Origin of the sequence: Nocardioides litoris (genome assembly GCF_006346315.1) — a bacterium.
GTDB classification, from domain to species: domain Bacteria; phylum Actinomycetota; class Actinomycetes; order Propionibacteriales; family Nocardioidaceae; genus Nocardioides; species Nocardioides litoris.
Map to the genome: position 1 here is coordinate 70616 of NZ_VDMR01000001.1, position 16233 is coordinate 86848.

Genomic DNA, 16233 nt, shown 5'->3' on the forward strand with positions numbered 1-16233 from the left:
GTCGGCGAGGTGCACGACGTCCTCGAGACCGACCGCCTCCTGCTGCGTCCGTGGCGGGCCGAGGAGGCGCCGGTGCTGCGCGCGCTGTGGGCCGAGCGCGACCCGCGGGTGCCCGCCCGGCGCCGGATCGACGCCCAGGGGCGGCCGACCGTGGCCGACCTCGCCGACCGCATCCGCGCGATGCCGACCCCCGACCGCACCGGCCTGTACGCCGTCGAGCGGCGGGTCGAGGGCGACGTCGTCGGCGCGTGCGGGCTGGTCGAGGGCGAGCCGGGCCGCAGCCCCGAGCTGGCCTACGAGCTGCTGCGGCGGGCGTGGGCCGAGGGGTACGCGACCGAGGCCGCGCGGGCGGTGGTGACCTGGGCCCGCGCCGTCGGGCACGAGCGGCTGTGGGCGTCGGTGTGGGCGTGGAACACCCCGTCGCTGCGGGTGCTCGACCGGCTCGGGTTCGTCGACACCGGCGAGCCCGCGGGCGACCCGCGCTCCGAGCACGGGCAGGGGCACGAGCACGGCGCCAACCTGCTGCTCACGCTCGCGCTGGGCCCACCAGGTCGCTGACGATCCGCGCCGAGAGCAGCACCAGCGGCAGGCCGCCGCCGGGGTGCGAGGACCCGCCGACGAGGAACAGCCCCGGCACGGGCGAGCGGTTGGCCGGGCGCAGGAAGGCGGCCGTCGCGCCGTTGGACGACGAGCCGTAGATCGACCCGCCGGGGGTGAGGGTCAGGCGCTCGAGGTCGGCGGGGGAGCGGACGACCCGGTGCCGCACCCGCCCCCGGACGTCGAGCCCGCGCGAGGCGAGCACGTCGAGCACCACGTCGCCGTACGACGACACGAGGTCGCCCTGGTCCCAGTCGAGGCCCTGCCGGCCGGACGGGTCGTGGCGCGGGGCGTTGACGAGTACGAACCACGCCCCGTGGCCGGGCGGCGCGAGGGCCGGGTCGCGCGGGGCGCTCACGTAGACCGTGGGGCGGGCGACGGGCCGGTGCGGGCCGCGGCGGCCGAAGACGGCATCGAACTCCTCGTCGTAGTCCTCGGCGAAGAGCACCTGGTGGTGCGGGACGTCGCCGAGCGGGTCCCCGGAGCCCGCACCGGCCGACTCGTCGACGGCGACCAGCGAGACGTGGCCCGAGAGGGAGGGGGTCGTGCGCCGCAGCTGCGCCACCGCCCGCCGGCGGCCCGGGGCGGTGTCGGCCAGGAGCCGGCCGTAGACCTGGGTGGCGTCGGCGTTGGCCACGACGGCGTCGGCGGCCACGACCGAGCCGTCGCCGAGCTCGACCCCGGTGACCGCGCCCGCGGGGGACACGACGAGCGAGACGACCTCGGTGCCCAGCCGCACCTCGGCGCCGAGCGCGAGGGCCCGGTCGCGCAGGGCCTCGGCGATGCGGTGCAGGCCCCCGGGGACGTACCAGGAGCCCCAGCGCTGCTCGGCGTACGGCACGGTGGCCAGGGCCGCGGGCGCCCGGCGCGGGTCGGAGCCGGTGTAGGTGGCGTAGCGGTCGAGCAGCATGAGCAGCCGCGGGTCGCGCAGGTGGGCGCGGCCCAGCGAGCGCAGGCTGCGCCACGGGGCGACGGCGGCGACGTGGTCGAGGCGGCGGGAGAGCCGCACCATGTCGCCCACGCCGATGGGGGAGTGCAGGAAGGGGTCGGCGGTGATGTCCCAGATGCGCTCGGCCCGGCGCAGGAACGCCGTCCACTGCGCGCCGCGGCCGGGCCCGAGCGCCGCGTCGAGGGCGTCGGGCACGTCGGCCACGTCGCCGGGCAGGTCGAGCACGGTGCCGTCGGGGAAGCGGTAGCGGCAGGCCACGGCGAGCCGCTCCAAGGGGAGCACGTCGGCCAGCGGCGCCCCGGTGGCGGCGAAGACGTCCTCGAGGTGGTGCGGCAGCGTCAGCAGCGAGGGCCCGGTGTCGAAGAGGTGGCCGTCGACGTCGAGCGTGCCGAGCTTGCCGCCGACCTCGGCCGCCTGCTCGAGCACCGTCACCCGGTGCCCGGCCGCGGCGAGCCGGGCGGCCGCGGCGAGCCCGCCCACGCCGGCGCCGACCACCACCACGTGCGAGCTCACGCGACCGATCGTCCCTTCCAGGTCAGCCGGCCCCGACGGTGGGCCACCACCGAGTCGGCGGCGAGCCCGGCGAAGACGAGCACCGAGACGGGGTGGGCCCACGTGTCACCGACCCGCGCGCCGGTGCGCCGGGCGACCAGGCCCCGCGAGAGCACCGACGCGGCGTACCCGACGAGGCCGGCCCGCGACCACCCCGCCAGCGCGCCCACCACGGGCACGACGTGGGCCAGGACCATCAGCCCCACGACGCCCGCGGCGCCGGCGGGGGAGCCGAAGGCGGTCCACAGCGACTTGGCGTAGCCCTCGCGCAGCGCGGGCCAGTCGTCGTACATCCGGCAGGAGGCGATGCGCGCGCCGTCGGCGACGCCGCCGCGGCCGCCGACGGACTTGACGGCCCGCACCAGCGCGACGTCCTCGACGACCTCGGCGCGCACGGCGTCGTGCCCACCGAGCCGCCAGTACGTCGGCGCGCGGACCGCGAGCAGCTGGCCGTTGGCCGCGGCCAGCGACGGGCGCGGGGAGGTCTCGGCGAGCCCCAGGGGCAGGGTGCTCGACCACGACCACTGCAGCAGCGGCTGCACCAGCCGCTCCCCGACCGTGCGCGCCTCCTGGTGCGGGTAGGGGCTGACCAGGTCGAGGTCGGCGTCGCGCAGCAGCGCCACCGTCGCGGCCAGGGCGTCGGGGCGCACCCGCACGTCGGCGTCGACGAAGACCAGCACCTCGGCCCCGCCCGCTCCGCCGGTGAGGCGGACGTGGTCGGCCAGCTGCTGGCACGCCCACGGCTTGCCCAGCCAGCCGGCGGGCAGGTCGGCGCCGCGGACGACCTCGAGGGTGCCGGCGGCCTGCAGCCACGACAGCACCTCGCCGGTGCCGTCGGTGGAGCCGTCGTCGAGCACGACGACCCGGGCCCGCGTCTCGCGGCCGTCCACGGCGTGGGTCGCCGCCTCGAGCAGGGCGCGGACGCAGGCCTCGACGTGCTCCGCCTCGTCGCGCACGGGCAGCAGCACCGCGACCCGGTCGAGGTCGCCGGCGGCGCCCGGCACGGCGGGCGGCACCCGCAGCCGGCGCAGGTTGTCGACGGTCAGGCCGAGCGAGGCGACGGACAACGCCGCCCCCGCCCGGACCGTCCAGCGGGCGAGGCTCACCGGTGCCGCACGGCGCGGACGGCCGGCCACCCGGTCGCCCGCCCTTCGGTGACGGCGAGCGGGATCGCGACCAGCGCCATGACGAGCCCGCCGACGAGGGCCACCGACGGCCGGCCGAAGAAGGCGGCGTGGGCGAGCACGGAGGAGAAGTAGGTCCAGAGGTACGCCGCCACCGGGACCGCGTCCCGGGCCTCGCCCGGCGCGGTGCGACCGACGACCCGGTCGAGGCCGGCGCAGATGGCCAGGGAGACGAGCAGCCAGCCCGCGAAGTTGGTCAGGGGGATGCCCTCGACGCCGGGCAGGGCGGGGGTCGGGTCGGCCCAGGTCCAGTGGCCGGCGTCGACCATCTGCGGGTCGAGGAAGACGTCCCACGCGGTGAGCGCGAAGGCCCCCAGCGCGACCCGGGCCGCGGCCCGCGCCCGGCTGCCCGACCCGACGAGCCGGTGGGCCACGACGGTGGCCGGCCAGGCCATCATCACCCAGGCCAGCGGCACGAGCGCGGGCACCGAGGCCACCTCGAGCCCGAGGGTGCCGGAGTAGGCGTAGTCGCCGAAGGGGAAGCCGGTGCGCACCCCGACCGCCTCGGCCACCAGCCCGCCGCCGCCCGCCACGAGGAGCAGCACGCCCGCCGCGGCCGGCCCGCGGGAGGCCGCGGCGTGGGTCAGCGCGGCCGCGGCCAGGAGCACCACCGCGGCCACCGTCGGGGCGAGCCCGTCGCCGCCGTGGAAGGGGAAGGTCATCTGCACCAGCACGCCGCCGGCCAGCAGCGCCACCGGCAGCACCATCGGGACCCGGTGCAGCCGGGCCGCGGGGACGACCGGGCCGGCGTCGGGATGGGTCGCGGTCATGGGGTCTCCCCTCGGTAGGTGCCGTCGAGCTCGTCGACGGCGAGACGGGCGAAGAGCTCCTCGGCGTACCAGCGCTCGGGCTCGGTGCGCGCGACCGCGGAGCGGTGCTCGGGGCTGCGGTAGGCGAAGGAGACGAGGTCGTCGGTCGAGGACCACAGCGAGAAGGTGCCCTGCAGGCCGATCGGTGCCTCGCCGACCCCGACGGCCAGCCGCAGCCCGGGGGCGCCGTGCAGGTCGCCGACCACGGGCGGCACGGAGCGCCAGAACGACAGCGCGCGGGTGGGACGCAGGCGGGCTCGGGTGATCGCGGCGACGGGGCCGCGGTGGCGGCCCGGCGCGTCGGGCCCGAACGGCTCGGCGCCCGACCACCGCCCGCGCGACGTCAGCGGCGTCATCCGCACCCGCAGCCGCTCGGCCGCGGCGTCGTCCCAGGCCCGCACGACGCGATGGCGCCCGGCGCCCGCCGCCGCGGCGGCGTCGTCCCAGACCGTCAGCAGGGCCCAGTGGTGCGGGTCGGCGTCGCGCGGGGTGAAGGTGCGGCCCGAGCCGGTGCCGAGGAGCTTGGCGAACCGCAGCCCCGGCGTACGACGCAGCGGCCGCCGGCCCGCGCCCATGCGCAGCACCGCGGGCGCGACGCGGTCGACGCGCCACAGCCGCAGCTCCACCACCGGGGTCACGACGCACCTCCCGCGGCCGCTGCCGGCGGCGTGACCGACAGGGGCGTGTCCCCGGCCCGGGCCCGCCGCTCGATGGCCTGCGTGACCGACCATCCCACGAGCAGGACCGCGTGCAGCAGGTAGAGCCACAGGCCCACCGCCACGACGCCGCCCACGAAGCCCAGCCCGCCGAACGGCACGCCGACGTCGACCGGGATGGCCAGGAAGATCTGGAACCCGGACAGGAAGCCCGTCACGAACGCGGAAGTGCCGAAGCCGCCCAGGAACGCGACCCACCACCGCGGGTGCCCGGTCGCGACGTAGCGCATCACCCAGGTCAGCACGACGCCCAGCGCCAGCCACACCACGTGGAAGCCGAGGATGACCCGCAGCACCATGTCGCCCACGCCGCCCCCGCCGCCGTCGGGCGTCAGCGGCGCGATGCGGTCACCGATGCCGAGCACGAACGCGGTCAGCAGCGGCAGCACCAGCAGCACCGGCAGCAGCGCCCCGCGCGCCCGCCACCCGGTGAGCGTGTCGTCCTCGTCGCGCAGGGCCAGGCAGCCGCGCCGCAGGCCCTCGCCCCAGAACGACGCCGGCAGGAGGGCCACCAGCGCCCCGACCACGCCGAGGTGGGCGCCGGCCGAGACGAGCTCGTCGTAGGCCGGCCGACCGCCCATCTGGGGCGGGATGAGCACGTCGAGGGCGAGCAGCCGCTCCTCGGCGGCCTCGACGCCGCGGGTCCAGGTGGTCGACCAGGTGGCGAGCAGCAGCCACGGCACGACCGCGATGCCGGCGAAGAACGAGGCCGTTGCGGCGGCCGAGGCCAGGTGGGACAGGTTGCCGACGTACCACCGGGTGGTGCCCGTCATGGGGCCCTCCGGGAGGATGCGGGCGTGGGGCACCTGACGTACGTCGCGATGCTGGTCTTCGTCGTCGTGGCGACGCTCCCGCTGGAGGTGCTGCTGCGCACCCGGGTGTACGCCCGGCCGCTGCGGCTCGGGCTGACGATGCTGTGCGCCGGGGTGCCGTTCCTCGTCTGGGACGTGGTGGCCGTCGAGGCCGGCCACTGGTTCTTCGACCCCGACCTGGTGCTCGGGCTCGACGTGCCCTTCGGGGTGGCGTCGCTGCCGCTGGAGGAGGTGCTGTTCTTCGTGGTCGTGCCGCTGGCCTCGGTGCTCACGCTCGAGGCCGTGCGCAGCGTGCGCGGCTGGACCGTCGGCGACGAGGCGGGGGACCGTCGGTGACCCACACCGAGGCGTCCCTCATCGGGATCGCGGTCACCGTCGTGCTCGACCTGTGGGTGCTGCGGACGCGCCTGCTCACCCGCCGGGCCTACTGGGTCTCCTACGCCATCGTGCTGTTCTTCCAGCTGCTGACCAACGAGTGGCTTACGTCGCGCGGCGTCTTCGACTACGACGATGACGCCATCCTCGGGTGGTACGTCGGCCACGCGCCGGTCGAGGACTTCTTCTTCGGCTTCTCGCTGGTGACGTGGTCGATGGTCTGGTGGGTGTGGTGGGGCCGCCGCGGGGTGCAGGCCGAGACCGGACCCGGGCCGCGGCCGGCGGTCACCGGGCTGACCAGGGGGCTGGTCACGCGGCTCGCCACGCGCTCGCGTCGACGAGACCGCTGAGCGCGGCCCGCACGGTGGGGTCGACCGGCAGGGTCGCCAGCAGGTCGTGGGCGTCGGCGGTGAGCACGTCGATGCGCTCCTCGACGCGCCGCACCGCACCGGTCTCGGTGAGCACCGCGCGGACGGCCTCGAGGCCGGCCAGGTCGAGGTCGGGGTCGCCGAGGTGACGGTCGAGCACGCGGCGCTGGGACACGGTCGCCCGCTCCTGGGCGTGGGCGACCAGCACGGTGTGCTTGCCCTCGCGGACGTCGTCGAGCGACGGCTTGCCGGTGGTGCGGCTGTCGCCGAAGACGCCGAGCACGTCGTCGCGCAGCTGGAAGGCCTCGCCCACGCCGCGGCCGAGCTCGGCGTACCCCGCGAGCAGCTCGGCCGGGCCCCCGGCCAGGCTGCCGCCGAGGACGAGCGGGTGCTCGACGGTGTAGGAGGCGCTCTTGTAGCGCAGGACCCGGGAGGTCAGCTCGGCCGGTGCGGCGCCGCGGGCCTGGGCGAGCAGGTCGAGGTACTGCCCGGCCATCGTCTGGGTGCGCATGCGCTGCCACACCTCGCGCGCGGCCCGGCCGCGCTCGCCGGCGGAGGAGATGGCCTCGCAGAGCAGGTCGTCGGCCCAGGAGAAGCACAGGTCGCCGAGCAGGGTGGCCACCGCGTCGCCGTGGCCCGCGGCGTCGCCGACCAAGCCCTCGCGGCGGTGGTCGGCGGCGAAGCGCTGGTGGGCCGTGGGACGGCCGCGGCGCAGGTCGCTGCGGTCCATGACGTCGTCGTGCACGAGCGCGCCGAGGTGGAACATCTCGAGCGCGGCGGCCGCGGCCGGCGCGCCCTCGGCGCCCTCGGCCCCGACCAGGCAGAACGACGCCCGGATGCGCTTGCCGCCCCCGGCCAGGTCGGTGGCGGTGCGGGCCATGGCCGCCAGCTCGGGCCCGACCTCGAGGAGCACCTCGGACTCGCGGCGCAGCACGCCGGCCAGCAGCCGGTCGACCTCGTCGAGCCCGGCGGGCGCGGTCACGGTCGCGGGCGCGGGCTGCGCGGTGTCGGGACGAGCGACGGCGGGAGCAGACACAGGCCCGACGGTAGACACGTCCGCGGCCGGTGCGGACCACCCGGGGGTCTATCAATTGCTTTTTTGCAAAGCCTGTTTGGACGAGGTGTCGTCCCCGAGGGAGGAAGACGACCACCCCTGCGGGGGCGCACGGTAGGGGCCACCCGGGTACCGGGCTGCCGTGGCGCCGACGGTCGGCCCGCACCCGACGGACGGAGCGTGCAATGAGGATCGTGGTCACCGGAGCCACCGGCAACATCGGCTCGGCCGTGTGCCGGCGCCTGGTCGAGGACGACACGCACCAGGTCGTGGGCCTGGCCCGGCGGGTGCCCGAGGCGGGCTCGACCGGCGTCACCTGGCGCTCGGTCGACGTGACGGGTCCCGACGCCGAGCGCGCGCTGGCGGACGCCTTCGCCGGGGCCGACGCCGTGGTCCACCTGGTCTGGGGGTTCCAGCCGAGCCACCGGCCCGAGCGGCTCGAGGAGGTCGGCGTGGGTGGCACCCGCCGGGTGCTCCGGGCCGTCGCCGCGGCCGGGGTGCCCCACCTCGTGCACCTGTCCTCGGTCGGCGCCTACGCCCCGCAGCACGACGACCGCCGGGTCACCGAGGACCACCCGGCCACCGGCGTGCCGACCTCCGTCTACAGCCGCCACAAGGCCGCCGCTGAGCGCCTGCTCGACGAGCACGAGGCCGCCGGCCTGGGCACCGTTGTCACCCGGATGCGGCCCGGCATCGTGGTGCAGCGGTCGGCGGCCAGCGCGCTGCTGCGCTACGGCCTGCCGGGCTGGCTGCCCTCCTCCCTGCTCGGGCACCTGCCGGTGCTGCCCCTCGACCGCGACCTCGCGATCCCGGTCGTGCACGCCGACGACGTGGCCGACGCGGTCGCGCGCGCCGTCGAGCGCACCGCCGGCGGACCGTTCAACCTGGCCGCCGAGCCGCCCCTGACCGCGGCCGACATCGCGCGCGCCTTCGGGGCGCGCCTGCTGCCGGTGCCCTCGGGCGCGCTGCGGGCGGCGGTGTCGGCGTCCTGGCACGCGCGGGTGCAGCCGCTCGACCCCGGCTGGATCGACCTGGCCTTCGCCGTGCCGCTGCTCGACTGCGGGCGGGCCCGCACCGAGCTCGGCTGGGTGCCGCGCACCTCGGCCACCGACGCCTTCGGCGAGGTGGTGGCCGCGATGGTCGAGGGCGCGTCGGGTCCCACGGCCTCGCTGCGGCGTCGTACGCCGGTCGGGGCGCTGGCCGACGCGCTGCGCTCGGGCCCCGTCAGTCGCCGGGAGGTGCCGTGACGGCGGTCCCCGCCGCGCCGTCACCGGTCCGCGGCCGGGTCGAGCTGCTGCTGGCCGCCGCCCACGGCGGTCCGGCCGTGGCGGTCACGCTGCTCGCGGCCCTGCTGGGCGTCGCGGCCGACCTCGGCCCCGGCCGGGTCGTCGGGATCACGCTGGCGGTGCTGGCCGGCCAGCTGACCATCGGCTGGGGCAACGACCTGCTCGACGCCGACCGCGACTCCGCGGTCGGCCGGTCCGACAAGCCGCTGGCGACCGGGCGCCTCGACCCGGGCCTGGTGCGGGGCTGCCTGGCCGCGGCGGCGGTGGCCGCGGTCGCGCTCTCCCTCGTGCTCGGCTGGCGGGCCGGGTCGGTGCACCTGCTCCTCCTGGTCGGCATGGGCCACGCCTACAACCTCGGCCTCAAGGCCACCGCCGCCAGCTGGGTGCCGTACGCCGTCGCCTTCGGCTCGCTGCCCGCCGTCGTCACCCTCGCCGCCCCCGGCGCGACCTGGGGCGACTGGGCGCCGTGGTGGCAGTGCGTGGCGGGCGCGACCCTCGGCGTCGGGGCCCACCTGCTCAACGCGCTGCCCGACCTGGCCGACGACCTCGCCACCGGGGTCCGCGGGCTGCCGCACCGGCTCGGGGCGACCGGCTCGCGGGTGCTGGCCGCCCTCGCGCTGCTGGCGGCCTCGGTCGCCACCGTCGCCGGTCCCGGGGGACGCTCGTGGGCCGCCTGGGCCGCGCTCGTCGTCGTGGTCGCGCTGCTGGCCGTCGCGACCACCGGGCGCGGGCGGTGGCCGTTCCGCGCGGCCGTGCTGGTCGCGCTGGTCGACGTCGTGCTGCTGGTGACCGCCCGGTGAGCAGGGGAGGAGGCCGACTGACCATCGTGGGCGCCGGCCCGGCCGGCACCGCCACCGCCCTGGGCGCGCTGGCCGCCGACCCCACCCTCGACGTCACCCTGGTCGACCGTGCCGCGTTCCCCCGCGACAAGGCCTGCGGCGACGGCATCGCGCCGCACGCGCTCGACGTGCTGGCCGAGGTCGGCGTCACGGGCCTGCTCGACGACTGGGCGCCGATCCCGGTGCTGCACCTGCGCCGCGGGCCCCAGCTGGTCGAGCGCACCATGCACCGCCCGGCCCGCGTGGTGCCCCGACGGGTCCTCGACGCCCGGCTGCTCGACGCGGCCGTCGCGGCCGGCGCCCGCTTCGTCGTCCGACGCGTCCGCGGCCTGGCCGACGTGGCCGACGCCGAGGTGGTCGTCGCCGCCGACGGCGCCCACTCGGTGCTCCGCCGCGAGCTCGGCCCGGTCGCCGGCCGCACCGGCACCAACGCCATCGCCGTGCGCGGCTACGCGCCGACGCCCGTCGACCAGGCCGGCACCCAGCGCATCGTGTTCGCCCCGGCCGAGCAGCCGGCGTACGCCTGGTCCTTCGACCGTGGCGACGGCCTGGCCAACGTGGGGTACGGCGAGCTGCTGCGGCCCGACCGACCGGCGCCGACCCGCCGGCACCTGATGGGGCGGCTCGAGGAGCTCCTGCCCGGCAGCACGGGCGCGGGCGAGGACTGGGTCGGCCACCACCTGCCGCTCTCGAGCGCCCGCTGGCACCCGCCCGACGGCCGGGTGCTGCTCGTCGGCGACGCCGCCCGGTTGGTCAACCCGCTCACCGGCGAGGGCATCTTCTACGCCGTCGCCACCGGCGTGGCCGCCGGTCGCGCGGCGGCCGAGGCCATCGCCGCCGGCGACCCGCTGGGCGCGGGCCGGCGCCACCGCGAGGCCACCCGGCCGCTGCTCGCGCGCCACCTCCAGCACACCGCGCTCGCCGCCCGGCTCGGCCGCTCCGGCCGCGTGCTCGAGGCCGGTCTGGCCGCCTCGGCCCGCGACCAGCGGGTCTTCGACGACCTCGTCGAGATCGGCCTGGCCCGCGGCCGCATCACGCCCCGACTGGCCGGCGCGCTCGTCGCCGGCCTCGTCCGTCCCCCGTCCCGGCCTACTGTCGGAGACGTCGACCCCGTGAAGGAGCACCCGTGAGGATCCTCAGCGTCCGCGGCACCCTGCCCGAGCACCAGTACCGGCAGGAGGAGATCGCCGAGTCGTTCGTGAGCCGGATGATGGCCCGCCAGGTCGACCGGCGCGTCGTCGACCGCTTCTTCGGCAACGCCGGTGTGCAGACCCGGCACACCGCGCTGCCCCTCGAGGCGTACGCCGACCTGGCCGACTTCGGGGCCAGCAACGACGCCTTCATCGAGCACGCCGTGGCCCTCGGGTCGCGGGCCGTGGTCGACGCGCTCAAGGCCGTCGACCTCACCCCCGCCGACGTCGACTGCGTCATCTCGGCCACCGTCACCGGCCTGGCCGTGCCGTCGCTGGAGGCCCGCATCGCCGCGACCATCGGGATGCGCGAGGACGTCGTGCGGATGCCGCTCGTCGGCCTCGGCTGCGTCGCGGGGGCGGCCGGCGTCGCCCGGCTCCACGACTACCTCCTCGGCCACCCCGACGCGGTCGCCGTGCTCGTCTCGGCCGAGCTGTGCTCGCTGACCCTGCAGCGCGACGACGTCTCGGTGGCCAACCTGGTCGCCAGCAGCCTGTTCGGCGACGGCGCGGCGGCGGTGGTGGCCGTCGGCGAGCAGCGGGCGGCCGCGCTGCCCGCCGGGGGCGCGGCCGAGCCGGGCGGCGCCGTACGCCCGCAGGTGCTGGCCTCGACCAGCCGCCTCTACCCCGACTCCGAGCGCACCATGGGCTGGGACGTCGGCGCCGGCGGCCTCAAGATCGTGCTCGACAGCAAGGTGCCCGACCTCGTGCAGGCCTACGTCGGCGGCGACGTCGACCGCTTCCTGGCCACGCAGGGGCTCACCCGCGCCGACGTCGAGTGGTACGTCGCGCACCCCGGCGGGCCGAAGGTCCTCGACGCGCTCGCCGCCGCCCTGGGCGTCGACCGCTCGGCGCTCCAGGTCACCTGGGACTCGCTCTCCCGGGTCGGCAACCTGTCGTCGGCCTCGGTGCTGCACGTGCTCGCCGACACCCTCGAGCTCACCGGCGACCGGGCGCCGCGGCCCGGGTCCTACGGCCTGCTGCTGGCCATGGGGCCGGGGTTCTGCTCCGAGCTCGTGCTGCTCAAGGCGGCCTGAGCGTGGGTCTGGGCATGGAGGTGTGGTTCACCGTCCTGGTGCTGGCGTTCGGGGTCGAGCGGCTCGTCGAGCTGGTCGTGTCCAAGCGCAACGCGGCGTGGAGCTTCGCCCGCGGCGGCACCGAGCACGGCCAGGGGCACTTCCCGTTCATGGTGGTGCTGCACACCGGGTTCCTCCTCGGCGCGCTCGTCGAGGTGTGGGTGCGCCGCCCCGACCCGCCGGCCGCGCTGTGGGTGCCGATGCTGGCGCTGGCCGTCGCGACCCAGGTGCTGCGCTGGTGGTGCATCACCACCCTCGGCCCGCGCTGGAACACCCGCGTCATCGTCGTGCCCGGGCTCGCGCCCGTCACCGCCGGTCCCTACCGCTTCCTGTCCCACCCCAACTACGTCGCCGTCGTCGTCGAGGGCATCGCCCTCCCGCTCGTCGGTGGCGCCTGGATCACCGCGCTCGTCTTCACCGTGCTCAACGCGGGCCTGCTCACCGTGCGGATCCGCTGCGAGGAGGCCGCGCTGACCCGCGCCGCGGCGGCACCGGGTGCGGCCCCGTGAGCGGCGCGGTCGACCTGCTCGTGGCCGGCGGCGGGCCGGCTGGGCTGGCCACGGCGCTGCACGCCTCCCGGCTCGGGCTGTCGGTGCGCGTCGTCGAGCCGCGCGAGGCCGTCATCGACAAGGCGTGCGGGGAGGGCCTGATGCCCGGGGCGCTGGCCGCGCTGCGCGACCTCGGCGTCGACCCCGCCGGCCACCCGATCACGGGCATCGCCTACTGCGCGCCGGGACGCCGCGCCGAGACCTCCTTCGCCGCCGGTCCCGGCCGGGGCGTGCGGCGCACGGTGCTCCACGCCGCCCTGCGCGAGGCCGTCCTCGACGCCGGCGTCGAGGTCGCGACCGGGCGGGTGCGCGAGGTCCGCCAGGACCGGCACGGCGTCACCGCCGACGGCGACCGGGCCCGCTACCTCGTCGCGGCCGACGGGCTGCACTCCCCGCTGCGCCGCTCGCTCGGGCTCGAGGTCCGGCCCCGCGGCCGCCCCCGGTGGGGCCAGCGCCGCCACGTCGCCCTCGCCCCCTGGACCGATCGCGTCGAGGTCCACTGGGCCCGCGACGCCGAGGCCTACGTGACCCCCGTCGCCGACGACCTGGTGGGCGTCGCCGTGCTGTCGTCGCGCCGGGCGCCGTACGAGGAGCTGCTGGGGGCCTTCCCCGCGCTGCAGGAGCGGCTCGCCGGCGCCGAGGCCGCCTCGACCACCCGGGGCGCCGGGCCGCTGCGCCAGTCCGCCCGCCGTCGCGTGGCGGGGCGGGTGCTGCTCGTGGGCGACGCCGGCGGGTACGTCGACGCGCTGACCGGCGAGGGCGTGGCCCTGGCCCTCGGCCAGGCCGCGGCCGCCGCCCGGGCCGTCGCCGCGAGCGAGCCGGCGTCGTACGAGGGGGAGTGGCGGCGGCTCACCCGCCGCTACCGCTGGCTGACCGCCGGCCTCGTCGCCGCCACGACCCCGCGGCCCGCGCGGGCGGCCGTGGTGCCGGCCGCGGTGCTGCTGCCGCCGCTGTTCGCCGCCGCCGTCGACGCCCTCGCCCGTCCGGTCGGCTGACTCACCCGCAGGAGGGGGACTACGGCCCCCCGGGTGCGGGTGACCGGGGGGCATGACCCAGACACCCTCCACCGCGGCCTCGACCGCGGCCGACCAAGGACGCCGCGTCGCCGGCGTCGCCCAGGGCGAGGCGGCACACGTCGCCGGCGAGGCCAAGGAGCAGGTCCGCTCCGTCGCCTCCGAGACCGCCCAGCAGGTCAGCGGCCAGGTCGGCGAGCAGAGCCGCCAGCAGAAGGACAAGCTGGTCGGCACGCTCGACACGGCCAGCGACGACCTGCACCGCATGGCCGACAGCAGCGAGGGCGGCCTGGCCGCCGACGTGGCCCGCGAGGTCGCCGGCCACGCCCGCAGCCTCTCCGACTACCTCGGGAGCCGCGAGCCCGGCGAGCTGCTCGACGACGTGCGGGACCTCGCCCGGCGCCGCCCGGGCGTGTTCCTGCTCGGGGCGCTCGCCGCCGGCGTCGTCGCCGGCCGCGTCGCACGGGGCGTCAAGGACGCCGGCTCGTCCGGCCCCGCGACGACCTCCGGCGGCCAGCACGCCGCCGAGGGCTCGGGCACCGCCCCCGCCCCGATGTACGGCGCCCCGCCGCCGTCCACGCCCCCGCTGCCGACGTCCCCGCCGCCGGTGACGCCGGCGACGACCTCGCAGGTGCCGCCCGGCACCGAGGCGCCGCCGAGCATCCCGCTGCCCGGGCAGCCCACGTGACCGCCGGGTCCACCGAGCCCGGCCAGCACACCGGGCCGGAGCAGACCCGCAGCCTCGGCGAGATCCTCGGCGAGGTGACCAGCGACCTCAGCGAGCTGTTCAAGCAGGAGGTGCAGCTGGCCAAGGTCGAGCTCAAGCAGGAGGCGACCAAGGCCGGCAAGGGTGCCGGCATGCTCGCCGGCGCCGGCCTCGCGGCCGTCCTGCTGCTGGTCTTCCTGTCCCTGACCGGTGTCTACCTGCTCGACAACGTGACGCCCGACGAGCTGGCGGCCCTGGTCGTCACCGCCGTCTGGGGCGTCGTGGCCGCGGTGCTCGCGCTCCTCGGTCGCAAGAACCTGCGCAACGCCAACCCCCAGCTGCCCACCACGCAGCAGACCCTGAAGGAGGACGCCCAATGGGCGAGAGCACAGCGGAGCTGACCGGCGACATCGAGGAGACCCGGGCCCGCCTGGGCACCCACCTCGACGAGCTGGAGACCAAGGTGAGCCCGTCGGCCGTCGTCGACCGGCGCAAGCAGGCCGCGAAGTCGCGGCTGCTCGGCGTGCGGGAGAAGGCGCTCGGCACGGCCCGCTCGGCCGGAGACGGCGCGAGCGGGGTGGGCGACCGGGCTTCCGACGCCGCCTCGCAGGCCGCCGACACCGCGCGCGACCAGTACCAGGGCGCCCCGATCGCCGCCGGCGTCGCCGCGTTCGGCCTCGGCATGGTGATCGCCGCCCTGGTCCCGGCCAGCCGGGCCGAGCAGCGCGCCGCCGTCCAGGTCAAGGACACCGTCGCCGACCGCGCCCAGCCGCTCGTCGAGGACGCCAAGCACGCCGCCGCCCAGGTCGGCGAGCAGGTCAAGGAGTCCGCCACCGAGTCGGTCCAGCAGGTCAAGGAGACCGCCCAGGACAGCGCCTCCACGGTCGCCGACGAGGGCCGCTCCTCGGCCGGCACCGTCCGCGACCAGACCTCCGGCTGACCCGACCCCACGGTGGCCGGGAGGACTCGGCTGCACCCCGTCCCTCCTCGACCCCGCGGTGGTCGAGGGGGGACGGAGTCCCGTCTCGAGGCCACGCGACCGCGGCGGGTGGTGTGGTCCCGACCCACGGTGGTCGAGGAGGGACGGAGTCCCGTCTCGAGACCACCCGACCGCAACGGGCGTGTGGTCTCGACCCACGGTGGTCGAGGAGGGACGGAGTCCCGTCTCGAGACCACGTGACCGCAGCCGGTAGTGTGTCTAGACAGGCGCCAGCGCGCCTTCCTCGACCACCGTGTGGTTGCGCCTCTACCTCCTCGACCACCGTGAGGCGCGGTGGTGACCGTCAGTCGTAGGTGTAGAACCCGCGGCCGGACTTGCGGCCCAGCAGGCCCGCGTCGACCATCCGCTGCAGGAGCGGCGGGGCGGCGTACAGGGGCTCCTTGAACTCCTCGTAGAGCGACTCCGCGACCGCCTTGGTCGTGTCGAGGCCGATCAGGTCGGCCAGGGCGAGCGGGCCCTGCGGGTGGGCCGCGCCGAGGACGAGGCCGCGGTCGATGTCCTCGGCCGAGGCGAAGCCCGACTCGGCCATCCGGATCGCGGAGAGGATGAACGGGATCAGCAGGGCGTTGACCACGAAGCCCGCGCGGTCCTGGCAGTCGATGGCGTTCTTGCCGAGCTGCTCCTGGGTCCACGCCCGGGCGCGCTCGGTGGTCTCCTTCGAGGTCAGCAGCGACGGCACGAGCTCGACGAGCCGCAGCACCGGCACCGGGTTGAAGAAGTGGATGCCGATGACCTGCGCGGGCCGCGAGGTCACGACGCCGAGCTTCATGATCGGGATCGAGGAGGTGTTGGAGGCCAGCACCGCCTCGGGCGCCTCGACCACCTGGTCGAGCCGGCGGAACAGCTCGACCTTGGCCGCCTCGTCCTCCACGATCGCCTCGACCACGACCTCGCGGTCGGCGAGGGAGTCGAGGTCGGTCAGCACCCGGATCCGGTCGAGCACGGCGGCGGCGGAGTCGATCTTGCCCTTGCTCTCGGCGCGGCCGAGGGAGGCCTCGAGCCGACCCTGTGCCCGCTTGGCCGCGTCGTCGCTCGACTCGACGACGACCACGTCGTGCCCGGCCCGGGCGCTCACCTCTGCGATGCCGGCCCCCATCAGGCCACCGCCCACCACACCGACCCGGTCCACGCTGCTCGTCTGGCCACTCATCTCGCCAGT

The 16233-nt window shown here is 76.9% G+C and carries 19 protein-coding genes; 12 read left to right on the plus strand and 7 right to left on the minus strand.

Features of this window, described 5'->3' with window-relative positions:
• The first annotated feature begins 9 nt into the window (after positions 1–9).
• A complete protein-coding gene (locus FJQ57_RS00340) occupies positions 10–558 on the plus strand; it encodes a GNAT family N-acetyltransferase (RefSeq protein WP_139977296.1) in 549 nt (182 codons plus the stop codon).
• Here FJQ57_RS00340 and FJQ57_RS00345 read toward each other — a convergent pair.
• Genes FJQ57_RS00345 through FJQ57_RS00365 form a run of 5 tightly spaced genes read right to left on the minus strand, consistent with a single transcriptional unit; the run spans position 527 to position 5580 of the window.
• The gene (locus FJQ57_RS00345) at positions 527–2059 is read right to left on the minus strand and encodes a phytoene desaturase family protein (protein ID WP_139977297.1); all 1533 of its coding nucleotides are present in this window, start codon (positions 2057–2059) and stop codon (positions 527–529) included. The genes FJQ57_RS00340 and FJQ57_RS00345 overlap by 32 nt on opposite strands.
• A complete protein-coding gene (locus FJQ57_RS00350) occupies positions 2056–3204 on the minus strand; it encodes a glycosyltransferase family 2 protein (protein ID WP_139977298.1) in 1149 nt (382 codons plus the stop codon). The genes FJQ57_RS00345 and FJQ57_RS00350 overlap by 4 nt, the downstream gene beginning before the upstream one ends.
• A complete protein-coding gene (locus FJQ57_RS00355) occupies positions 3201–4052 on the minus strand; it encodes a carotenoid biosynthesis protein (RefSeq protein WP_211348695.1) in 852 nt (283 codons plus the stop codon). The genes FJQ57_RS00350 and FJQ57_RS00355 overlap by 4 nt, the downstream gene beginning before the upstream one ends.
• Entirely contained in the window at positions 4049–4729 is a 681-nt protein-coding gene (locus tag FJQ57_RS00360; protein WP_139977299.1) for a monooxygenase, read from the minus strand. The genes FJQ57_RS00355 and FJQ57_RS00360 overlap by 4 nt, the downstream gene beginning before the upstream one ends.
• The gene (locus tag FJQ57_RS00365) at positions 4726–5580 is read right to left on the minus strand and encodes a YhjD/YihY/BrkB family envelope integrity protein (protein WP_139977300.1); all 855 of its coding nucleotides are present in this window, start codon (positions 5578–5580) and stop codon (positions 4726–4728) included. The genes FJQ57_RS00360 and FJQ57_RS00365 overlap by 4 nt, the downstream gene beginning before the upstream one ends.
• Positions 5581–5604: 24 nt before the next feature.
• Here FJQ57_RS00365 and FJQ57_RS00370 point away from each other — a divergent pair, with 24 nt between their 5' ends.
• Both FJQ57_RS00370 and FJQ57_RS00375 read left to right on the plus strand, forming a co-directional pair.
• Positions 5605–5955, plus strand: coding sequence for a lycopene cyclase domain-containing protein (locus tag FJQ57_RS00370; RefSeq protein WP_139977301.1), 351 nt, complete (start codon positions 5605–5607; stop codon positions 5953–5955).
• Positions 5952–6344 (plus strand): lycopene cyclase domain-containing protein, encoded by a 393-nt coding sequence (locus tag FJQ57_RS00375; RefSeq protein ID WP_139977302.1) that lies wholly within the window; start codon positions 5952–5954, stop codon positions 6342–6344. Before FJQ57_RS00370 ends, FJQ57_RS00375 begins: the two co-directional genes overlap by 4 nt.
• On the opposite strand, the gene FJQ57_RS00380 is transcribed toward FJQ57_RS00375, so the two are convergent.
• Positions 6304–7398: a polyprenyl synthetase family protein gene (locus tag FJQ57_RS00380; protein WP_139977303.1), complete on the minus strand. Its 1095-nt coding sequence runs from the start codon at positions 7396–7398 to the stop codon at positions 6304–6306. The two genes, FJQ57_RS00375 and FJQ57_RS00380, sit on opposite strands and share 41 nt — an antisense overlap.
• A gap of 203 nt (positions 7399–7601) precedes the next feature.
• Between FJQ57_RS00380 and FJQ57_RS00385 the strand changes: the two genes are divergently transcribed.
• Genes FJQ57_RS00385 through FJQ57_RS00425 form a run of 9 tightly spaced genes read left to right on the plus strand, consistent with a single transcriptional unit; the run spans position 7602 to position 15014 of the window.
• A complete protein-coding gene (locus FJQ57_RS00385) occupies positions 7602–8663 on the plus strand; it encodes an NAD-dependent epimerase/dehydratase family protein (protein WP_139977304.1) in 1062 nt (353 codons plus the stop codon).
• The gene (locus FJQ57_RS00390) at positions 8660–9502 is read left to right on the plus strand and encodes a UbiA family prenyltransferase (protein ID WP_211348696.1); all 843 of its coding nucleotides are present in this window, start codon (positions 8660–8662) and stop codon (positions 9500–9502) included. The genes FJQ57_RS00385 and FJQ57_RS00390 overlap by 4 nt, the downstream gene beginning before the upstream one ends.
• Entirely contained in the window at positions 9499–10671 is a 1173-nt protein-coding gene (locus FJQ57_RS00395) for an NAD(P)/FAD-dependent oxidoreductase (RefSeq protein ID WP_246081516.1), read from the plus strand. Before FJQ57_RS00390 ends, FJQ57_RS00395 begins: the two co-directional genes overlap by 4 nt.
• Entirely contained in the window at positions 10668–11768 is a 1101-nt protein-coding gene (locus FJQ57_RS00400; protein WP_139977305.1) for a type III polyketide synthase, read from the plus strand. Before FJQ57_RS00395 ends, FJQ57_RS00400 begins: the two co-directional genes overlap by 4 nt.
• Positions 11769–11782: 14 nt before the next feature.
• The gene (locus FJQ57_RS00405; RefSeq protein ID WP_139977306.1) at positions 11783–12316 is read left to right on the plus strand and encodes an isoprenylcysteine carboxyl methyltransferase family protein; all 534 of its coding nucleotides are present in this window, start codon (positions 11783–11785) and stop codon (positions 12314–12316) included.
• Positions 12313–13350: an NAD(P)/FAD-dependent oxidoreductase gene (locus FJQ57_RS00410; protein ID WP_139977307.1), complete on the plus strand. Its 1038-nt coding sequence runs from the start codon at positions 12313–12315 to the stop codon at positions 13348–13350. Before FJQ57_RS00405 ends, FJQ57_RS00410 begins: the two co-directional genes overlap by 4 nt.
• Before the next feature lie 52 nt (positions 13351–13402).
• A complete protein-coding gene (locus FJQ57_RS00415; protein ID WP_139977308.1) occupies positions 13403–14056 on the plus strand; it encodes a hypothetical protein in 654 nt (217 codons plus the stop codon).
• Positions 14053–14475 (plus strand): phage holin family protein, encoded by a 423-nt coding sequence (locus FJQ57_RS00420; RefSeq protein WP_139977309.1) that lies wholly within the window; start codon positions 14053–14055, stop codon positions 14473–14475. Before FJQ57_RS00415 ends, FJQ57_RS00420 begins: the two co-directional genes overlap by 4 nt.
• The gene (locus tag FJQ57_RS00425; RefSeq protein ID WP_139977310.1) at positions 14451–15014 is read left to right on the plus strand and encodes a DUF3618 domain-containing protein; all 564 of its coding nucleotides are present in this window, start codon (positions 14451–14453) and stop codon (positions 15012–15014) included. The genes FJQ57_RS00420 and FJQ57_RS00425 overlap by 25 nt, the downstream gene beginning before the upstream one ends.
• Before the next feature lie 343 nt (positions 15015–15357).
• On the opposite strand, the gene FJQ57_RS00430 is transcribed toward FJQ57_RS00425, so the two are convergent.
• Positions 15358–16224, minus strand: coding sequence for a 3-hydroxybutyryl-CoA dehydrogenase (locus FJQ57_RS00430; protein WP_139977311.1), 867 nt, complete (start codon positions 16222–16224; stop codon positions 15358–15360).
• Positions 16225–16233: the final 9 nt, after the last annotated feature.